This window comes from Microtetraspora malaysiensis, from assembly GCF_001528665.1.
In the GTDB taxonomy this organism is placed as follows: Bacteria; Actinomycetota; Actinomycetes; order Streptosporangiales; family Streptosporangiaceae; genus Microtetraspora_A; species Microtetraspora_A malaysiensis.
Genome location: NZ_BBYJ01000040.1, coordinates 20,277 through 37,046, shown reverse-complemented (window position 1 = coordinate 37,046; position 16,770 = coordinate 20,277). Strand labels below are relative to the sequence as shown.

General features: G+C 71.1%; 16 protein-coding genes. 5 read left to right on the top strand and 11 right to left on the bottom strand.

Annotation, left to right across the window (positions count from 1 at the left end; translation table 11 throughout):
- Positions 1–100 precede the first annotated feature (100 nt).
- The 4 genes from AWQ71_RS37220 to AWQ71_RS37205 all read right to left on the bottom strand — a co-directional run bounded on the left by AWQ71_RS37220 (position 101) and on the right by AWQ71_RS37205 (position 4,957).
- Positions 101–1,270, bottom strand: a complete 1,170-nt coding sequence (locus AWQ71_RS37220) for an alpha/beta hydrolase (protein WP_067143289.1) — start codon at positions 1,268–1,270, stop codon at positions 101–103.
- Positions 1,271–1,525: 255 nt separating this feature from the next.
- A complete protein-coding gene (locus AWQ71_RS37215; protein WP_067143279.1) occupies positions 1,526–2,284 on the bottom strand; it encodes a MerR family transcriptional regulator in 759 nt (252 codons plus the stop codon).
- 10 nt (positions 2,285–2,294) lie between these two features.
- Positions 2,295–3,179 carry a DUF2268 domain-containing putative Zn-dependent protease gene (locus AWQ71_RS37210; RefSeq protein ID WP_067143277.1) on the bottom strand — a complete coding sequence of 295 codons (885 nt, stop codon included), beginning with the start codon at positions 3,177–3,179 and terminating at the stop codon, positions 2,295–2,297.
- Between the two features lie 122 nt (positions 3,180–3,301).
- Entirely contained in the window at positions 3,302–4,957 is a 1,656-nt protein-coding gene (locus AWQ71_RS37205; RefSeq protein WP_067143275.1) for a TlrC/CarA/OleB/SrmB family ABC-F type ribosomal protection protein, read from the bottom strand.
- 152 nt (positions 4,958–5,109) lie between these two features.
- Between AWQ71_RS37205 and AWQ71_RS37200 the strand changes: the two genes are divergently transcribed.
- The 4 genes from AWQ71_RS37200 to AWQ71_RS37185 all read left to right on the top strand — a co-directional run bounded on the left by AWQ71_RS37200 (position 5,110) and on the right by AWQ71_RS37185 (position 9,230).
- Complete coding sequence (locus AWQ71_RS37200; protein WP_067143273.1) at positions 5,110–5,703, top strand: TetR/AcrR family transcriptional regulator; 594 nt, start codon at positions 5,110–5,112, stop codon at positions 5,701–5,703.
- 121 nt (positions 5,704–5,824) lie between these two features.
- Positions 5,825–6,994 (top strand): sensor histidine kinase, encoded by a 1,170-nt coding sequence (locus tag AWQ71_RS37195; RefSeq protein WP_067143271.1) that lies wholly within the window; start codon positions 5,825–5,827, stop codon positions 6,992–6,994.
- Entirely contained in the window at positions 6,994–7,659 is a 666-nt protein-coding gene (locus AWQ71_RS37190; protein ID WP_169806721.1) for a response regulator, read from the top strand. The genes AWQ71_RS37195 and AWQ71_RS37190 overlap by 1 nt, the downstream gene beginning before the upstream one ends.
- An 80-nt stretch (positions 7,660–7,739) precedes the next feature.
- On the top strand, positions 7,740–9,230 hold the full coding sequence (locus AWQ71_RS37185) for a nitrilase-related carbon-nitrogen hydrolase (RefSeq protein ID WP_067143268.1): 1,491 nt from the start codon (positions 7,740–7,742) through the stop codon (positions 9,228–9,230).
- Positions 9,231–9,334: 104 nt separating this feature from the next.
- Here AWQ71_RS37185 and AWQ71_RS37180 read toward each other — a convergent pair whose 3' ends face one another.
- From AWQ71_RS37180 to AWQ71_RS37155, 6 genes are all read right to left on the bottom strand, one after another.
- Positions 9,335–10,975 (bottom strand): GMC oxidoreductase, encoded by a 1,641-nt coding sequence (locus tag AWQ71_RS37180; protein ID WP_067143265.1) that lies wholly within the window; start codon positions 10,973–10,975, stop codon positions 9,335–9,337.
- Between the two features lie 91 nt (positions 10,976–11,066).
- A complete protein-coding gene (locus AWQ71_RS37175) occupies positions 11,067–11,570 on the bottom strand; it encodes a carboxymuconolactone decarboxylase family protein (protein WP_067143262.1) in 504 nt (167 codons plus the stop codon).
- Positions 11,567–12,646 carry an NAD(P)H-dependent amine dehydrogenase family protein gene (locus AWQ71_RS37170; RefSeq protein ID WP_067143261.1) on the bottom strand — a complete coding sequence of 360 codons (1,080 nt, stop codon included), beginning with the start codon at positions 12,644–12,646 and terminating at the stop codon, positions 11,567–11,569. The genes AWQ71_RS37175 and AWQ71_RS37170 overlap by 4 nt, the downstream gene beginning before the upstream one ends.
- A gap of 187 nt (positions 12,647–12,833) precedes the next feature.
- On the bottom strand, positions 12,834–13,289 hold the full coding sequence (locus tag AWQ71_RS37165; RefSeq protein WP_067143258.1) for a nuclear transport factor 2 family protein: 456 nt from the start codon (positions 13,287–13,289) through the stop codon (positions 12,834–12,836).
- A gap of 32 nt (positions 13,290–13,321) precedes the next feature.
- Complete coding sequence (locus AWQ71_RS37160) at positions 13,322–14,200, bottom strand: TIGR03619 family F420-dependent LLM class oxidoreductase (RefSeq protein ID WP_067143255.1); 879 nt, start codon at positions 14,198–14,200, stop codon at positions 13,322–13,324.
- A 158-nt stretch (positions 14,201–14,358) separates the two neighbouring features.
- Positions 14,359–15,333, bottom strand: coding sequence for a helix-turn-helix transcriptional regulator (locus AWQ71_RS37155; RefSeq protein WP_067143253.1), 975 nt, complete (start codon positions 15,331–15,333; stop codon positions 14,359–14,361).
- Between the two features lie 136 nt (positions 15,334–15,469).
- On the opposite strand from AWQ71_RS37155, the gene AWQ71_RS37150 reads away from it, so the two are divergent.
- The gene (locus AWQ71_RS37150) at positions 15,470–15,865 is read left to right on the top strand and encodes a RidA family protein (protein WP_067143247.1); all 396 of its coding nucleotides are present in this window, start codon (positions 15,470–15,472) and stop codon (positions 15,863–15,865) included.
- A 121-nt stretch (positions 15,866–15,986) separates the two neighbouring features.
- Here the strand turns inward: AWQ71_RS37150 and AWQ71_RS37145 are convergent, their stop codons facing one another.
- Positions 15,987–16,736, bottom strand: coding sequence for an amino acid ABC transporter ATP-binding protein (locus tag AWQ71_RS37145; RefSeq protein WP_067143361.1), 750 nt, complete (start codon positions 16,734–16,736; stop codon positions 15,987–15,989).
- Positions 16,737–16,770 lie beyond the last annotated feature (34 nt).

The following is a 16,770-nucleotide window of genomic DNA, read 5'->3' as shown; positions in this document are numbered from 1 at the left end:
AGGGCACCCCCTCATTTCACGGCAATCACGTCAGATCCCGCTCGGTGTATCCAGGCTGAAGGCCGGGCTGCACCGGTGACCGGCGGGGCCGGCGGGATCCCTAGGGCCGAGGCACCCTCTCCCGTGATCTCACCCAGGCGGTGAAGCCCTCGATCGCGTCGACGACCGCCTCGAAGCGGACCGAGTGGTACAGGTCGAAGGCGTGGTTCCCGCCGCGCAGCTCGGCGTAGACGACGGGAGCGGCCGAGGTCTGGCGTAGGCGTTCGGCGAAGTGCCGGGCCTCGGCCGCGGGCACCTGCGGGTCCAGATCGCCGTGGGCCACGAGGAACGGCGGTGCGTCCGGTGCGATGTGGGCCAGCGGCGAGGACTCGGGGCCCTGGCCGAAGTAGGTGCCGTACCAGCCGTTCAGGTAGATGGCGCCGGTCACGGAGGTGTCGGCGTCCTCGAAGCCCGGCTGGAAGGCGCGGTCGTTCTGGGTGAGCGCGGCCAGCGCCGCCATGTGCCCGCCCGCCGAACTGCCCGCGACGAACAGCGTCGACGGGTCGGCGCCGTACTCGTGGGCGTGTTCCCGTACCCAGGCGATGATCTTCTTGAGGTCGATCAGGTGGTCCGGGTGCTGGGCCTGCGGCCGTAGCCGGTAGTTGGCGCTGATGCACACCCATCCCTGGCCGGCGAGGTGGTAGAGCAGGGGAAGCGACTGGCTGTTCTTGTGGCCGCCGGAGTAGGTGCCGCCGTGCAGGTGGATCATGACGGGCGCGCCGGAGGGGCGCGAGCGGTGGTGGTAGAGGTCGAGCAGGTTGCGGAGGCCCGCGTCGCCGTAGGCGAGGTTGGCCACGCGCCGGACGTCCCGGCGGCGCTTGAAGATGGGCAGGAACAGGATGCGGGCCCATGGGGGGCGGCGCCGCAGTCCGGCGCTGAGGTCGGCGTCGATGGCGGCGCGCCACCCCGCGCCCAGCCCCAAGTCCATGGCGCGCTCGATCCTGGCCCGCTCGCCCAGCGCGCGGTAGGCGATGACCGCGAGCCCGGGTACGGTCACGGCGGCCAGGGCGACGACCGCCCAGCCGCCCGCCGAGTGGATGTCGCCTTCGGCGAACGCCAGCGCCGTCGGGAGCAGCAGAAACCAGAAGAAGGCCGCGAACGGCAGCTCGTTGGCGGCCAGGCCGAAGTAGTAGCTCTGACGGCCGAACGGGCCCCAGAACGGCAGCGGCCGTAGCGCGAACAGCGTGCCGATCGCGACGAGCGCCACCGTGAACAGATACCCGAAGGGCACGGAACCTCCAAAGATCGCATCCTCGCGGAGGATCATAGGAAGGACCGCTATATGCCGTCCAAGACCATTTCTTACATATATTCATAGCTGTAGAGGTATAAAGGATCTGCTGTCGCTGCGCTACTTCCCGGCCGTGGCACGCCATGAGCGCATCGGCAAGGCGGGCACCCGCGAGACCGCCCGCATTCGCGCCTTCGACCAGACCGCACAACTCGTCGTGCCCGACCTGCCCGCGCCGCCCGCTTCCTGGGAGAGCTACATCCGGGTCCGCGCGTACACGTGCAGTGCGTCCCGGACGAACGTCGCCCCCGCGGCGTCGTCGTACATGCCGGCGAAGCGGGGGTCGTCGACATACATGTCCCCCAGGCATTTCACCATCTCGATCGAGCGCTCCCGGTCGCCCTCGGCCGTGGGAGTACCCGGGATCTGGCTCAGCCACCGGACGTGCCGGGCCGCCAGGGACTGAGCGTGTTCCGATGTCGGGGAGACCTCGGCCTTCGCTGCGGTGACCCAGGCGGCGACGAGGTCTTCGGCGGCCTGCTTCCAGGCCTGCTGCTGGTCAAGGGTCTTGCCGTGCCACCAGTCGTTGCTCACTTGGAACGCGCGCTCGCCCCAGCGTGAGACCACCTCGTCCTTGTAGCGGTCGTTGAACCCCGCCAACATGACGTCCATCCGCGGTTCCGCCCCCGACCGCAGGGCCTCGAGCGTGTGACGTACAGACCGGATCTGCCGTTCGATGCGGTCCCGTTCCTCTTCCAGTTCGCCGATGTGAGCGCGGAGCCCGTCGCACGTGTCCACCTCGTCGGCCAGGACCTCGGCGATGGCCGACAAACCCATGCCGAGGCGGCGCATGAGCAGGATCCGCTGTAGCCGGGCGACCGCGGTGGGGTCGTAGTAGCGGTACCCGTTCGGGCCGACCCGGGACGGGGCCAGGAGCCCGACGCGGTCGTAGTGACGCAGGGTGCGACTGGTGATGCCGGCCCTCGCCGCGAGCTCCTGGATCGTCCACTCCATTGCTCCAGTGTCACCCGCGGCGGAGCGTGGTTGCGATGATCTCCGAGCTGTCGGCGTGCAGGGCCTGCGCCGCCGTCTGCCCGGTCGCCGCCAGGTAGGTGTCGACCAGCCGGTTTCCCGCGGCGTACCCTGCGCCCATCGGCAGTCCCACCGGGGCGACGCCGAGGTGCTCCGCGCCGGGGTCGCCGTGCACCCAGGCGGTGAAGTTCTGCATGCCGGTCACGTCGAGCCCGGTGAGTACCTTGGCGAAGACCTCGTCGTCGTGCAGGTGCGGCACGCCGATGCGGGCGGGGCCGAGTTCGTCGCCGTAGAGCTGGCGGGCGAAGGCGTCGGCCAGGCCTTCGCCGACGATGTGCTCGCCGACCGTGACGGTCATCGGGTCCCACACCACCCCGCCCGGGCTCCACCGCAGGTTGTGGTGGAGTTCGTGCACGGCGGTGGCCTCCAGCCGCTCCACGTTCTCGGGGAAGGGCCAGAACGTGATGGCGATGTTGCCCGAGATGCCGCCGAACCCGGTCAATCCTTTGCAGGGACCCATGAAGTGTTCGTCACCCGGATCGCCGAGGACGAACAGCACGGTGATGTCCGGGGCCTCCAGCCCCGGTGTCGCCTCCAGCAGTACGGCGAGAGCGTGGTCGAGCGCGCGTTGCATCCGCTCCCAGGCCCCGGCCGTTGCCAGGGTTTCGAGCGCCGCCAGGCAACGTTCCTCGTCGCGGTCGATGGGGAACCCGGACGATTGGAGGTGTACGGCTACCAGGTCGAGCTCGCCTGGGTGGTAGCGGTACATACCCTTGTTGGCCTCCAGCATCGAACGCAGCAGGTCAACGCGGTCCGCGACCGGGGCCAGCAGGATTTGCCGCATGGCGGCGTAGGTGTCAAGAACAGTGATCGACATGGCCCCGATGCTAGAAGTTGACGCAGCGTCAAGGTCAAACCGGCGGCGCTCCTCGTCGGGGTACGGCCGGGCATGCCGTCACCCGGCCCCGTCATGACCGGCGGTTCGCCGCTGCGACGGACTCACGCGACGTGGTCAGCCGTCAGCTCCAGGTGGGAGCCGGTGAACGCGGCCCGCAGGCGCCGGTCGTGCGTCACGACCACCAGTGCGCCCTGGTAGGAGGCCAGCGCCTCCTCCAGCTGTTCCACGAGCATCGGCGACAGGTGGTTGGTCGGCTCGTCGAGCAGGAGCAGGTCCACGGGCTCGCTCACCAGCCGCGCCAGCTCGATCCGCCGCCGTTGTCCGTAGGAGAGCTCGTCCAGGCGCAGCCCCAGGTCGGACGGCCGGAACAGCCCCAGGGCCAGCAGCGCGTCCGCGTGCTCGTCCAGGGACCCGGGACGCCCCTGCGCGTAGGCCCGCAGCACGGTCCGGTCCGCTGCCCCGGCCGGTCCGGCCCGCCGGGCGTCGCCGGTGTCCAGCTCGTCCTGGCGGAAGAACCCGACCCGGCCGGCCCGCCGTACCGCGCCCGCGTCCGGCTTCAGCTCCCCGCTGAGCACCCGCATCAGTGTGGTCTTGCCCGCGCCGTTCGGGCCGGTGACGAGCAGCCGTTCACCGGCGCGGATGGCCAGGGAGTCGAGGCGGAGCCGCCCGGCCACCACCACGCTGTCGAGCGCGGCCACCTCGGCCCCGGCGGCGGTCTCCGCGGTGGCGAGGGCGGCGGTGAAGCGCAGCGGCTCGGGCGGCGGCGGCGCCGGGTGGCCGGTGAGCCACCGCAGCCGCTGCTGGGACTGCCGGATGCGTCCGGCGGCCCCGTGCGTGCGCGAGCGTGCCCGCCAGGCTCCGGTGCCCATGCCCGCCTTGGCCATCTTGCGGGGGATCACGGCCAGTCGGCCCGCGTTGGCCGCCACCAGCGTGGCATGCCGGTCCAGCTCGGCCTTCCATTCCTCGTGGGCCCGCGCTTGGGCGGCGCGTTCGGCGGCCTTGGCCGCGAGGTATCCGGCGTACCCGTCGCCGTAGCGGCGCACCTGCCCGTCGGAGACCTCCAGGATGGCGGTGGTCACCCGCTCCAGGAACGCCCGGTCGTGGGTGATCGCCACGACGGTGCCCCGGTGGGCGCGCAGGCGCTGTTCGAGCCAGGCCACGGCCTGGTCGTCCAGGTCGTTGGTCGGCTCGTCGAGCAGCAGCAGCTCGGGGGCGGACGCCAGCGTGGCGGCCAGGGCGAGCCTGGAGCGCGCGCCGCCGGAGAGCGTGCCGAGCGGACGGTTCCGGTCGAGTCCGGGCAGCCCGAGCGCGTGCAGCGCGACCTCCACCCGAGTGTCGGCCGTGTAGCCGTCTCGTGCTTCGAACTCCGCCGCCAGCCGGACGTAGACGTCGAGCCCGGCGCGAGCCTCCGCGCCGGTCTCGACGAGCGACCGTTCGGCCGCCCGCATCCGGGCTTCGAGCTCGCGCAGATCGGCGAGCGCCAGGTCGATCGCGTCGGCCACCGTCGCGTGCGGAGGCAGTGCGAGCGACTGCGGCAGATATCCGACGCCGCCGGGTGCCACGACCACGAGTTCGCCGTTGTCCGGCCGCTCGGTCTCCGCCATGAGCCTGAGCAGCGTGGACTTGCCGGACCCGTTGTCGCCGATCACCCCGATCCGCTCGCCGGGTTTGACGGTGAGTGACACCCGGTCCAGGACGACGCGGGTGCCGTAACGCTTGGTGGCCTCGGTGAGTGCCAGTTGGGCAGCGGTACGCAACGGCCCACCTCCTCTTCTCGGCGCGGACGAATTCTGGACGCGATGGTCGAATTCGAGACGATACGGATCGTCTCGCCGCATCACAGTGTGAAGGTGTGCCGGCTTCATGTCAAGACGGACCGTCTCGTCTCGCCGAATGGTATGCTCCGGGCATGTCCCAACCCAGAAAACCGAACCCAGCCCGCCGCAGCGAACGGTCCCGGCAGGCCGTCCTCGACGCCGCGCGCGATCTGGTCTCCGAGCTCGGATACGCCAAGGTCTCGATCGAGGCCATCGCCGCCCGGGCGGGAGTGGGCAAGCAGACCATCTACCGCTGGTGGCCGTCAAAGGGTGCGGTGATCTTCGACTCCTTCCTCGCGCTCAGCGAGAGCGAGGAAGGCATGAGCCTCCCCGACACCGGCGACCTCGAGGCCGACCTCAAGATCGTCATGCGGGCGACCGTCGCCGAGTTCGCCGACCCGGCGTTCGAGGCGCCCATCAGGGCGCTCAACACGGAGATCATCGGCGATCCCGCCCTCGCCGCCCAGTACCGCGAGAAGCTGGCCGGCCCCGTCGACGAGGCCAAGAAGGAGCGGCTGCGCAGCGCCCAGCGGGCCGGCCAGCTCGCCGCGGACGCCGACCTCGACCTGGTGCTCGAGGTGCTGTACGCCCCGCTCTACCAGCGTTGGGTGCACCGCTCCGGGCCGCTCACCCCGCAGTACGCCGACGCGCTGGTGGAGATCACCCTCCGCGCGTTCGCCCCCTGAACGCGCGCATGCTCGCCCTCAACAGGCTGAGGTCCTGAACACCCGCCCTTCGGGCCGGATCGGCGTTCCCGGACGGTGGGCGGTGATCGATACTCGGGAGCGAGAACGTTCAGGGAGGCACGTGTCACTGATTTTTCCGCTTCCGCACGGGCGGACCGGACCGCGCCGCCCGGGACCGCACGCGATCGACGCCGGGATCGCCGCGCTGGTGCTGGCCGCCACGCTGTGGCCCCAGTTGACCTGGGCGTCCGCCGGGTGGCTCGGCACGGTGTCGGCCGTCGCCGCCTCCGCGCCGCTGCTGTGGAGGCGGCGCGCGCCGGTGTCCGTCGCTTTCCTGGTGGGTGTGGCGACGACCGCGCTGTCGCTGGAACAGGCCATGCCGCCGCTGCCGTACGGAGCGCTGGTGGCGACGTACACGGTCGCGGCGCGCAGCCCGCTGCGCTGGCAGCTCCCGGCCGTCGCCTGCTGGGCCGGATCCCTGGTGGTGTCCCTGATCGTCCCCGGAGAGCCGCCGGAGTCCTTCGGTTACCTCGGGATGGCGTTCGCCACCGCGTACGCGCTGGGCATGGGGACGCGGGCCCGCTCGGCCGAGATCACCGCGCTGCGCGAACGGGCCCGCAGGCTGGAGGAGGAGAGCGTGGCCGCCGCCGCACGGGAGCGGACCCGGATCGTTCGCGACATGCACGACATCCTGACCCACTCCGTCGGCATGATGGTCGTCCAGGCGGAGGCGGGTGCGCTGATGGTCCGCACCCGGCCGGAGCGGGCCGAGACGGCGTTCGAGGCGATCGGCCGGACCGGCCGGGAGGCGATCGGCCAGCTCCGGCACATCTTCGGCGTGCTCCGCGCCACCGTTCCCGACTCCACCGAACCGCCGCCCGGACTCGACGCGCTGGGACATCTCGCGGAGCGGGTCGGGCGGGTGGGTCCGGCGGTGACCGTCGAGACGCGCGGCACGCCGCGCCCGCTTCCCCCGGAGGCCGAGGTGGCGGCGTACCGGCTGGTGCAGGAGGCGCTCACCAACACGCTGCGCCACGCGGAGGCTTCCACGGCCGAGGTCGTGCTCGACTGGTCGCCGGACGCGCTGCGGATCGAGGTGGCCGACGACGGCCGCGGCCCCGGCGACCGCGGGGACGGACCCGATCCGGGCGGAGGGCACGGGCTGATCGGGATGCGGGAGCGGGTCGCCGCGTGCGGCGGCACCTTCCGGGCGGGGCCGGGGCGGGCCGGCGGGTTCACCGTCGAGGCGGCGCTCCCGGTCCGGAAGCCGTCCGGAGAGGCGGCCGGCTGATGCTGCGCGTCCTCGTCGCCGACGACCAGGACCTGTTCCGCGGCGGCTTCTCCATGATCCTTGACGCGCAGCCGGACATCACCGTGGTCGGCGAGGCGTCCGACGGCGTCGAAGCGGTTCGCGCGGCGGCCGAACTCCAGCCGGACGTCGTGCTGATGGACATCCGGATGCCCACCATGGACGGCGTCGAGGCGACGCGGCGGATCCGCGCCGCCACGTCCGCCCGGGTGCTCGTGCTGACCATGTTCGACCTGGACGAGTACGTGTACGCGGCGCTGGGCGCGGGCGCGAGCGGGTTCCTGCTCAAGGACGCGCATCGCGACGAGCTGGTCCGCGCGGTCCGGGTGGTCGCCGCGGGGGAGGGGTTGCTCGCGCCGACGGTGACCCGGCGGCTGATCGAGACGCTGGCGCAGGGTGGCCACGCCGTACCCCGCCTGAAGGCCAGGCTCGACGAGCTGACCGTCCGCGAGCGCGAGACGCTGACGCAGGTCGCGCGCGGCCTGTCGAACGCCGAGATCGCCGCCGAGCTGGTGGTCAGCGAGCACACGGTGAAGACCCACGTGAGCAACCTGCTGACCAAACTCGGCCTGCGCGACCGCGCCCAGGCCGTCGTCTTCGCGTACGAGTCGGGGCTGGCCGTCCCGGGGTCTCCATCGCAGGAGTGAACCGGGATTCACTCGCGGCGGCGATCCGCGCGGCACCCCTTCGCGGGCAACATCGACGGCGATCGCGAGGAGGTCGTCGCATGTATCCAGATTCCACCCGTCCAGATGCCACCCGCCCAGATATCAGCCGTCCGCGCGGGCCGCGCGGCATGGGCCGGGCCGGCGAGCTGGGCGTGCTCGTCGCGTGCGCGGCGCTCTCGGCGGGGCTGCTCTACTTCGGCACGGGTCTGCATCCGGTCGCGTGGCTCACCTGGGCGGCTCCTCTGCCGGTGCTGGTGATCGCGCCGCGGACGACCGCCGTCCGCGCGTGCCTCGCGGCGATGGCGGCATGGGCGGTGGGCGGGGCGAACATGTGGGAGCTCCAGCGCGACCGGATGGAGGTGCCGATTCCGGTCGCGCTGCTCACCGTCGTCCTGCCCGCGCTGGTCGCGGCCGTGGCCGTCCTGCTCTTCCGGGCACTGGTACGGCGCGGCCGCCTGTGGTCGGCGGCGGCGGTCGTGCCCGCCGTCTGGGTGAGCGCCGAGTACCTCGTCGCGACCTTCACGCCGTACGGCGCGATCTGGAGCCTGGCGCACACGCAGGCCGGGGTCCCGCCGGTGGTCCAGCTCGCCGCGCTGACCGGCGGGTGGGGGATCTCGTTCCTGCTGACGGCCGTCCCGGCGGCGCTGGCCGTCTCCGCCGCGCCCCGGCGGCGGGCGGGGGAGCGGCCCTGGCGGGTCGCGGCGACCGCATTGACGCTGGCGCTCCTCACCGCGGCCGGGGGAGCCGTCCGGCTCGCCCTGGCCGAGCCGGACGGCCCGGAAAGGAAGGTCGCGCTGCTGGCCTCCCGGCAGCAGGACGACTGGGCGCCCATCGACACGCCGCGCGGCCGGGAACGTCTCCGGGAAGTGCTGGCACGGGTGCGGGCGCTGCCGCCGGGGACCGACGCCGTGGTCCTGCCGGAAGGCGGGTTCGTGACGACGGCGGCGGACCTTCCCCTGATCTCCCGCCCGCTCGCGGCGCTGGCCCGCGAGCGGCGTATGGACGTGGTCGCGGGCGTGATCGTGACCGACACCAACCGCAATACCGCGATGTTCTTCCCGGCCGGGGGAGGTGAGCCGGGCGTCTACCGCAAGCAGCACATGGTGCCCGGGGTGGAGCCGTACGTGCCCGGCGACCGGATGTTCCTCCGCTCCGGGACCGGCGTGGCGATCTGCAAGGATCTGGACTTCCCCGAGCTGGCCCGCGCGTACCGCCGCGCGGGCGCGCGGGTCATGCTGCTGCCCGCCTGGGACTTCGACCTCGACGGATGGCAGCACGCGCGGACGACCGTGTTGCGCGGCGTCGAGAACGGGTTCTGGGCCGTGCGCAGCGCGGCGAACGGGAACCTGACGGTGAGCGATCCGTACGGCCGGGTCCGCGCCGAGACCGCGACCACGGGTCTCGCGCCGACGGTGCTCACCGCGACCGTCGGCACGGGCGCCGCCCGCACGCTCTACACCTGGGCCGGCGACTGGCTCGCCTGGCTGTGCCTGGCTCTGGCCGTTCTGCTTCCCGCGTCGGCGGTCCTCCGGCGTCGGAGAGCGGAGTGACCGGGCGGCGGGCCGGTCATGCGTGGCCGGCCCGCCGCGGACGGCCCTAGGGAGTGTCTGACAAATGCTGCGCGCGCAGCGGGGCTTGATTTGTCAGACACGACCTAGAGGTCGGTGGCGATGATCTTCTCGATGTTGCGCTCGGCGAGCGCCGTGATGGTGACGAACGGGTTGACGCTGGTGTTGCCGGGGATCAGCGCGCCGTCGATGACGTACAGACCGGGGTAGCCGGCGAGGCGGCCGTAGTTGTCGGTGGCCTTGCCCAGGACCGCGCCGCCCAGCGGGTGGTACGTGAGGTGGTCGCCCCAGATCTTGTAGATGCCGAAGAGGTCGGTCCGGTAGATCGTCCCCTCCTTGGAGTTGATCTTGTCGAAGATCGTCTTGGCCATGTCGATGGCGGGCTGCTTCCAGGACTGCTGCCAGTTCAGGTCGACCTTGCCCGTGGCCGGGTTCCAGGAGAACTCGGCGCGGTTCGGGTTCTTGGTGATCGACAGATAGAACGAGGCGAAGGTCTCGATCCCGGTGGGCAGCGGCGCCACCTCGGCGAACGCGCCGCCCGCGGCCCAGTTGTCGATGCCGCCGCAGGGGATGGACGACTGCAGGGCCCCGGTCGGGTCCCACAGGTGGTTGGCGCGGCCGCACATGACGTTGCCGTTGTCGCCCCAGCCCTTGCCGACCTCGTTGTTCAGGTTGGGCAGCATGCCGGTGGCCTTCAGCTTGACCAGCAGCTTGCTGGTGCCGACGCTGCCGGCGGCGAAGAACACCCGGTCCGCGGTCACGGTCTTGGTGGTCGTGGTCTCGCCGCTGGTGTTGATCTGGTCGATGACGACCGTGTAGCCGCCGCCGGACGCCGGGGCGACCGAGACGACCTTGTGCAGCGCCGAGACGGTGACCCGCCCGGTGGCCGCGGCCTGGGCGAGGTACGTCTTCTGCAGCGACTTCTTGCCGTTGTTGTTGCCGTAGAGGATCTCGCCGGCCAGCGCCGACTTGGTGACGGTGCCGGCCGCCTCCTGCTTCATGTAGTCCCAGTCGTACACGTCGGGCACGAAGACGAACGGGAACCCGGAGCGCTGGGCGTGCTTCCGGCCGACCCGGGCGTACTGGTAGCAGTCGGTGGAGTCGAACCAGGCCGGGTCGACGGTGCCGACCCCGAGCCCGGCGTTGGCGCGCGGGTAGTAGGTGTTGTACATCTCGTCGGGGTTGACCGTCGGGAGGATGGCGCCGAAGTTCTCCCGCTTGGGCGTGACCGCCATGCCGCCGTTGACGAGGGAGCCGCCGCCGACGCCGCGGCCCTGGTAGACCGTGATGCCGCTGAACTCCTCGGCGTCCAGGATCCCGGTGTAACGGGAGATGTCCCGGTCGATCGGGAAGCCGAGGAAGTAGTTGAGCGGCGCCTTCGTCCGGGTGCGCAGCCAGTACGACCGGTTGTCCGGCGAGAGCGTGTTGCAGAAGATCTTGCCGTCGGAGCCGGGGGTGTCCCAGGCCATGCCCATCTCGACCATGTGGACGTCGACGCCCGCCTGGGCGAGGCGCAGCGCGGCGACCGAGCCGCCGTATCCGGTGCCGATCACCAGGGCCGGCACGTGAGCCCCACTGGCGATCGGAGTGGTCGCGGCGACGGTCTGCGCCCAGGCGGGGGTGCGGCCACCGAGGGCCATGACTCCCAGGAGGGAACCGGCCCCGGCGATGAATCCGCGTCGGGAGAAGCCCGAGGAAGCCGAACCGACCGGCGTGCTGTCACTCATGTGTGGTCCTCACTTTCGACCGATGGGGGGTTCGCGTCGTGCGAGACGGGGGTGGGTGTCCAGGCGGGTGTCCGCAGTGTCATGGGGCCGGCTACGGCGTGCCGGAGGGGGAGTGGCCGCCGCCGGGCAGCACGCATACGGCGTCGAGGCCCAGCACCCGGTTGAGCCGGCCGAACGTCAGCCAGGAGCCGATGCACATGGTGAGTTCCACGATCTCGGGCTGGCTGTAGTGCGCGGACATCCGGTTCCAGAACTCGTCGTCGAGGCCGTGGTGATCGAGCGCGTACCGCTCGGCGTATTCGGCGGCCAGCCGGGTGCGGTCGTCGAAGGCGTCGGTGGTGCGCCAGTGGGTCACCGCGTCGGCGAACTCCTCCTCGACCTTCCGCCCGTCGCGTTCCGTCCGCCAGTCGAGGCAGAAGAGGCACCCGTTGATCTGCGCGATCCGCAGCCGCGCGGCCTCGAACTCGCGCAGCCCGAGGGTCGTGTGCGCGTACACCGCGAGGGAGAAGTTCGAGGCGGCGGGTCCGATGCCGGGGACCATCTCGCCCCACACGTACTGGATCGGGTCCTTCCCGTCCGGGACGTCGACTCTCATGATCGCTTCCTTCCGAGCCTGCCGACCGCGGGGCGCAGCGGGACGTCGAGCGCGTCGTAGAGTCCCGGCTCCGCCTCCACGAGCCATTCGACGGCGTTCACCAGCCTGCCGACCGCGGTGGCGTTCCCGCCCGCGGACCGGTTGCCGCCCTCGTCGGAGGCCTCGATCGTGACCTCGATGCGCGGGCGGCCCTCGATGATCACCCGGTGCGCTCCTTCGCCGTCGGGCGGTGACGGCCAGTCCGGCGCGCAGGACGGGTGGATGCGGGTGATGTGCTCGATCACGATGCGGGGCTCGCCCTCGACGATGCCCTGCACCTCGAACCGGACCGCGCCCTGGGTGCCGGCCTCGAAGTCGCCCATCGACCTGGTGCTGACCGTGGAGTCGAGCGGGCGCCGCTCCAGGGTCTCGCGGATCTCGTCGAGTTCGACGCCGAGGGCGCGGGCCATCAGCCGCACCTGCCCGCCCCACACCATGGTCGGGACCGTCGGCGCGATCATCGGCGGCTCGTAGTCCATCGGCTGGCCCATGCCGACGATGTAGCGGACCGAGTCGGGCTGGTCGTAGGTGGTGTAGTCGAAGATCTCCTGGCAGCGGATCACGTCCACCGTCGAGCCGAGACCGCTGATCAGCAGGGGGAGCACGTCGTTGCCCCAGCCGGGGTCGACGCCGGAGACGAACAGGGAGCCGCCGCCCTCGGCGACCGCGGCCAGGATCGGTTCCCGCAGCTCGGGCGGGGCGTTGCGCTGGTCGTAGAGCGCGTACAGCGAGGGCGTGACGACCACGGCCCCGGCCCGGATCGCCCGGACGATGTCGGCGAGGGCGTCGTCGCGGCGGATGTCCCCGGAGGCCGCGTACACGACGACGCGGGGCCGGGCGGCCAGCACCGCGTCGACGTCGTCGGTCGCCGTGACACCGAGCCGGTGGTCGAGCCCGCCGAGTTCACCCGCGTCGCGGCCGACCTTGCCGGGAGTGTGGACGAGCACTGCCGTGAGTTCCAGTGCCGGATGGGCCTCGACGGCGCGGATGGCCGCTCGGCCCACATTGCCGGTACCCCAGACGATTGTGGACACCATGGGCGGAGCGTAGCAAGCGCTTGGTTTAGTGCATAGGGCCCCCGCGCCCCGATGTTCGGACGGTGAATCCCGTGGTCAGGCCGGGAAAAGGGCATGGTGTGCCCGCCCTCCGACCCGGCCGTTCTCCGGCGGTGTTACCTCGCCCCGCGTCCCGCCGCCACCGCTTCCCGGCGGCCGGGGCGGTGTTTCAGGGGGTGGTCAGGGTGGCCATCGCGCGGTCCGGTTCCCAGTGGGCGCGGAGCGACGTGATCGCCCCGGATTCGTCGACGGTATAGATGATCACGCAGTCGACCGTCATGGTCGCGCCGCCGTCCAGCGTCATGACGATGGAGGCGACGTTGGCGCAGCAGGGCCCGTTGGCGAAGGAGTCCCTGACATGGAAGCGGTATTCGCGCACCGAGCCGACATAGGCGTCCCAGAACCTCCCGATCTCGTCGTGGCCGCGGTGGCCCCTGCCTTCGGGATCGAGCGGCGAGGGGCCGACGGGATCCTCCACGAGGGCGTCGGGGGCGAACAGTCCCAGCCATTCGCCCCTGTGTCCCGCGGTGACCGCGGCCATGGACGACCGCGCGGCCCGGCGCGCGGGGTGGTCGGCGTGGTCAGGGTCCGGCGCTTCCCAGGTGACTGCCGTGGAATCGGTCATATCCGCGACTGTAACGTGTTCTCGTTTCCGGGTTAAGGGGTGACTTTGGCGATCACCGACTCCGCGAAGCGCTCAAGGTGCTCGATCTTCCTGGCCAGGGGTTCGGTGTCCGGCCCCTTGATGTACGGCGACCGGAAGCCGACGATCAGGTCGGTGACGCCCTTGTCGGCCAGCCGCTTCACCCCGTCCGCGTGGTACGCGTCGTAGGAGATCGCATGGATCTCGAAGGGGCGGTCGGCCGTGCCCTCCTCGGCGCGCAGCGCGGCCAGCCTGGCCAGCAGCGCGTCCAGCTCCTCGGCGTCGCCTCCGCCGTGCATCCAGCCGTCGCCGAGGCGGGCGGCCCGGCGCAGCGCCGCGTCGCTGTGCCCGCCGACCAGGATCGGGATCGGTTCGGTGGGGGCCGGGGACATCTTCACCGGCGGCAGGTCGTAGAACTCGCCGTGGTACTCGAAGTAGTCGCCGCTCGTCAGGCCGCGTACCACCTCGATGGCCTCGTCCATCCGCTTGCCGCGGCGCGCCCACGGCACGCCCATCACCGCGAAGTCCTCCGGCCACGGGCTGAGCCCGACGCCGAGGGTCAGCCGGTTGCCGGTCAGGTACGCGATCGAGCTCGCCTGCTTGGCGACCAGCACCGGCGGGCGGACCGGCAGCTTGAGTACGAACGGGGTGAACCGGATCGTCGAGGTCGCCGCTCCCAGTGTCGCCACCAGGATGAACGTCTCGATGAAGCTCTTGTCCTCCAGGAACTGCCGGTCGCCGTCGGAGGTGTAGGGATAGCTCGTGGTGGACTCCTTCGGATAGACGAGGGAGTCCGCCACGGTGAAGCTCGCGTAGCCCGCCGCTTCGGCGGCCTGGGCGAGCGGGAGATAGTACGACGGGTCGGTCATGGCCTCGGCGTAGGTGAACCGCATGGAAACAGAGCGTAATAGAACCTGTTTCACTTTAGAAGGGCGCGCTTGTCCGCGCGACGTACCTCCGCCGGCGACCGAGGAGCCCGCGGCCGGGAAGCCGGTGCGGCCGTTCGAGGTGATCGAGCAAGTCCCCTTCGGCCCGCAGCAGGCGACAGCTCTCAGGACGACACTCCGTAGCGGGTGGCGATCGCGGTGGCGCGGTCGCGCAGGAAGTCGCGCAACCACTGCGGGGCCAGGGCTTCCGCGTCCATGCTGAGCTGCCACAGTGCCCATTTGGCGTGTCGTGAATCTTGGAAGGACACCTCCATCCGCAGCCAGCCGTCCGCGTCGGGTTCCTCGGCGCGGACCGCCAGCGCGGTGCCCAGCAGGTCCTCCCGCCGCCCCGGGTTCACCCGTACCAGCACGGTGACTTGGTCGCCGCCGGTCCGAAACCGCGTGCTGCGTTCCTGCCAGGCCCGGTCCAGATCGACCCGGTCCGGACGCTGTGCGGGTTCGGGGAGCTCCTTGGCGGCCAAGATCCGGGACAGCCGGTAGGTGCGGTCCGCGCCGGACTTCGTGGCCAGCAAGTAGCCCCGGTCGCGAATGGTGACCAGGCCGATCGGGTCCACCGTGCGCCACATCGGGGTCTGGTCCACAGCCGCGTAGTGGATCCGCAGCTTGTGTCCGGCGAACACCGCGCGCAGGACCTCGGCCGCTATGGCGTCAGGCACCTCCTCATCGACCAGCCGACGCGAGAGGAGGTCGGTCTCCGGGTCGATGAGCAATCGCTCGGCCGCGCCGGCCGCGGTGTCCCGATAGCTCTCGGGTAGCGCGTCGACCACTTTGAGCATCGCCGAAGCGAGCGCTGAGCCGAGGCCGAATGCCTGCGCGCCGCGCCGCGATCCGGCGACCAGCAGGGCAAGGGCCTCGTCGGGGTTCAGTCCGGTGAGCTCGGTCCGGAAACCCGGCAGCAACTCGAAACCGCCGTGCCGGCCGCGTTCGGCGTAGACCGGGACGCCGGCTGCGGACAGCGCCTCGATGTCGCGCAGCACGGTGCGGGTGGATACCTCCAGCTCGCGGGCCAGCGCGGTCGCGGACAGCCGGCCCTGCTGCCGCAGCAGCAGCACCAGCGAGACCAACCGGTCGGCACGCACACGAAAACACTATCGAAATACGTGACAAAAGATGTCGTGATTTGTTGGGAGGCTCATCAACGCAACCAAGCAGATGTCGGCTGCCGAGCCGATGGACGTACGTACTCACGATGAATCGAATGGAGCTGATGTGGCTATGGAGCGAACGGCGGTCAACCCGTGGGCGTGGTCGACGGAGCTGGGGTACAACCAGGGTGAGATCGTCTCCGGGCAGACCCGGACCCTGTACATCTCCGGGCAGACCGCGATGAGCGGCGAAGGCAAGCCCCAGCATGCCGGTGACATGGCGGCGCAGTTGGCGCTCAGCCTCGACAACCTGGAGGCCGTGCTCGGCGAGGCCGGCATGTCCCTCGCGAACCTCGTCCGGATCAACGTCTACACCACCGACGTCGATCGGGTCTTCGAGCACTACGGCGTGCTGGTGTCGCGGTTGGGCGCCGCCGGGGTGGCACCGTCCACCACGATGCTCGGGGTGACACGGCTGGCGATCCCCGACCTGATGGTCGAGCTTGAGGGGACCGCCGTCGCGTGACGCGACCGTGCCGCCTCCGGCAGGCTGCCGGAGGCGGCACGAGTAGTAGGCAGGTTTGTAAAACTGTCCGGCATGAGAAAGGCCGGGGGCGGCGTGACCACCCCCGGCCATCCTCGATCGACTACGAACGCCCGTCCTCGGAGCCGAGCACGCTGGACAGGAACGCCCGGGTGCGCTCGTGGGCCGGGGCGGCGAGGAGCTCGCGCGGCCCGCCCTGCTCGACCACTACGCCGTCGGCGAAGAAGGTCAGCCGGTCGCCGACCTCCCGGGCGAAGGCGATCTCGTGGGTCACCACGACCATCGTCATGCCCTCGGCGGCCAGGCCCTTCATGACCTCGAGGACCTCGTCGACCAGCTCCGGGTCGAGCGCGGAGGTCGGCTCGTCGAACAGCATCAGCGTCGGGCTCATCGCGAGCGCCCTGGCGATGGCGACCCGCTGCTGCTGCCCGCCGGAGAGCTGGTGCGGCCGCTTGTGCGCGTGGTCGGCCAGGCCGACCCGGTCCAGGTGCTCCATCGCCAGCGTCCGCGCCCGGTCCTGCGGCGTGTCCAGCACGTGGACCGGGCCGCAGGCGACGTTCTCCAGCGCGCTCTGGTGCGCGAAGAGGTTGAAGCGCTGGAACACCATGCCGATGTTCTTGCGGAAGGCGGCGAACTCCTTGGGCGTCCAAGGGTGGTATCTGCCGTCACGCAGCGTGTGGCCGACCTCCTCCCCGAGGACCCGCAGGCTGCCGCCGAGCACCGGCTCCAGCCCGTTGAGGCACCGCAGGAACGTGGACTTGCCGGACCCCGACGGGCCGATGATGCAGCTCACCTCGCCGGGGGCGACGGCGAAGTCCACCCCGTTGAGCACCTGCACGCCGCCGTAGCCCATCCGGACACCCGAGGCCAGCACGACCGGCTCCACC

What these genes read in the sequence shown, in the direction of transcription:
- AWQ71_RS37215 (WP_067143279.1), bottom strand. Translation starts at nt 2,284, where the DNA reads ATGGAGTGGACGATCCAGGAGCTCGCGGCGAGGGCCGGCATCACCAGT.
- AWQ71_RS37210 (WP_067143277.1), bottom strand. Translation starts at nt 3,179, where the DNA reads ATGTCGATCACTGTTCTTGACACCTACGCCGCCATGCGGCAAATCCTG.
- AWQ71_RS37200 (WP_067143273.1), top strand. Translation starts at nt 5,110, where the DNA reads ATGTCCCAACCCAGAAAACCGAACCCAGCCCGCCGCAGCGAACGGTCC.
- AWQ71_RS37190 (WP_169806721.1), top strand. Translation starts at nt 6,994, where the DNA reads ATGCTGCGCGTCCTCGTCGCCGACGACCAGGACCTGTTCCGCGGCGGC.
- AWQ71_RS37185 (WP_067143268.1), top strand. Translation starts at nt 7,740, where the DNA reads ATGTATCCAGATTCCACCCGTCCAGATGCCACCCGCCCAGATATCAGC.
- AWQ71_RS37180 (WP_067143265.1), bottom strand. Translation starts at nt 10,975, where the DNA reads ATGAGTGACAGCACGCCGGTCGGTTCGGCTTCCTCGGGCTTCTCCCGA.
- AWQ71_RS37175 (WP_067143262.1), bottom strand. Translation starts at nt 11,570, where the DNA reads ATGAGAGTCGACGTCCCGGACGGGAAGGACCCGATCCAGTACGTGTGG.
- AWQ71_RS37170 (WP_067143261.1), bottom strand. Translation starts at nt 12,646, where the DNA reads ATGGTGTCCACAATCGTCTGGGGTACCGGCAATGTGGGCCGAGCGGCC.
- AWQ71_RS37165 (WP_067143258.1), bottom strand. Translation starts at nt 13,289, where the DNA reads ATGACCGATTCCACGGCAGTCACCTGGGAAGCGCCGGACCCTGACCAC.
- AWQ71_RS37160 (WP_067143255.1), bottom strand. Translation starts at nt 14,200, where the DNA reads ATGCGGTTCACCTACGCCGAGGCCATGACCGACCCGTCGTACTATCTC.
- AWQ71_RS37150 (WP_067143247.1), top strand. Translation starts at nt 15,470, where the DNA reads ATGGAGCGAACGGCGGTCAACCCGTGGGCGTGGTCGACGGAGCTGGGG.
- AWQ71_RS37145 (WP_067143361.1), bottom strand. Translation starts at nt 16,736, where the DNA reads ATGGGCTACGGCGGCGTGCAGGTGCTCAACGGGGTGGACTTCGCCGTC.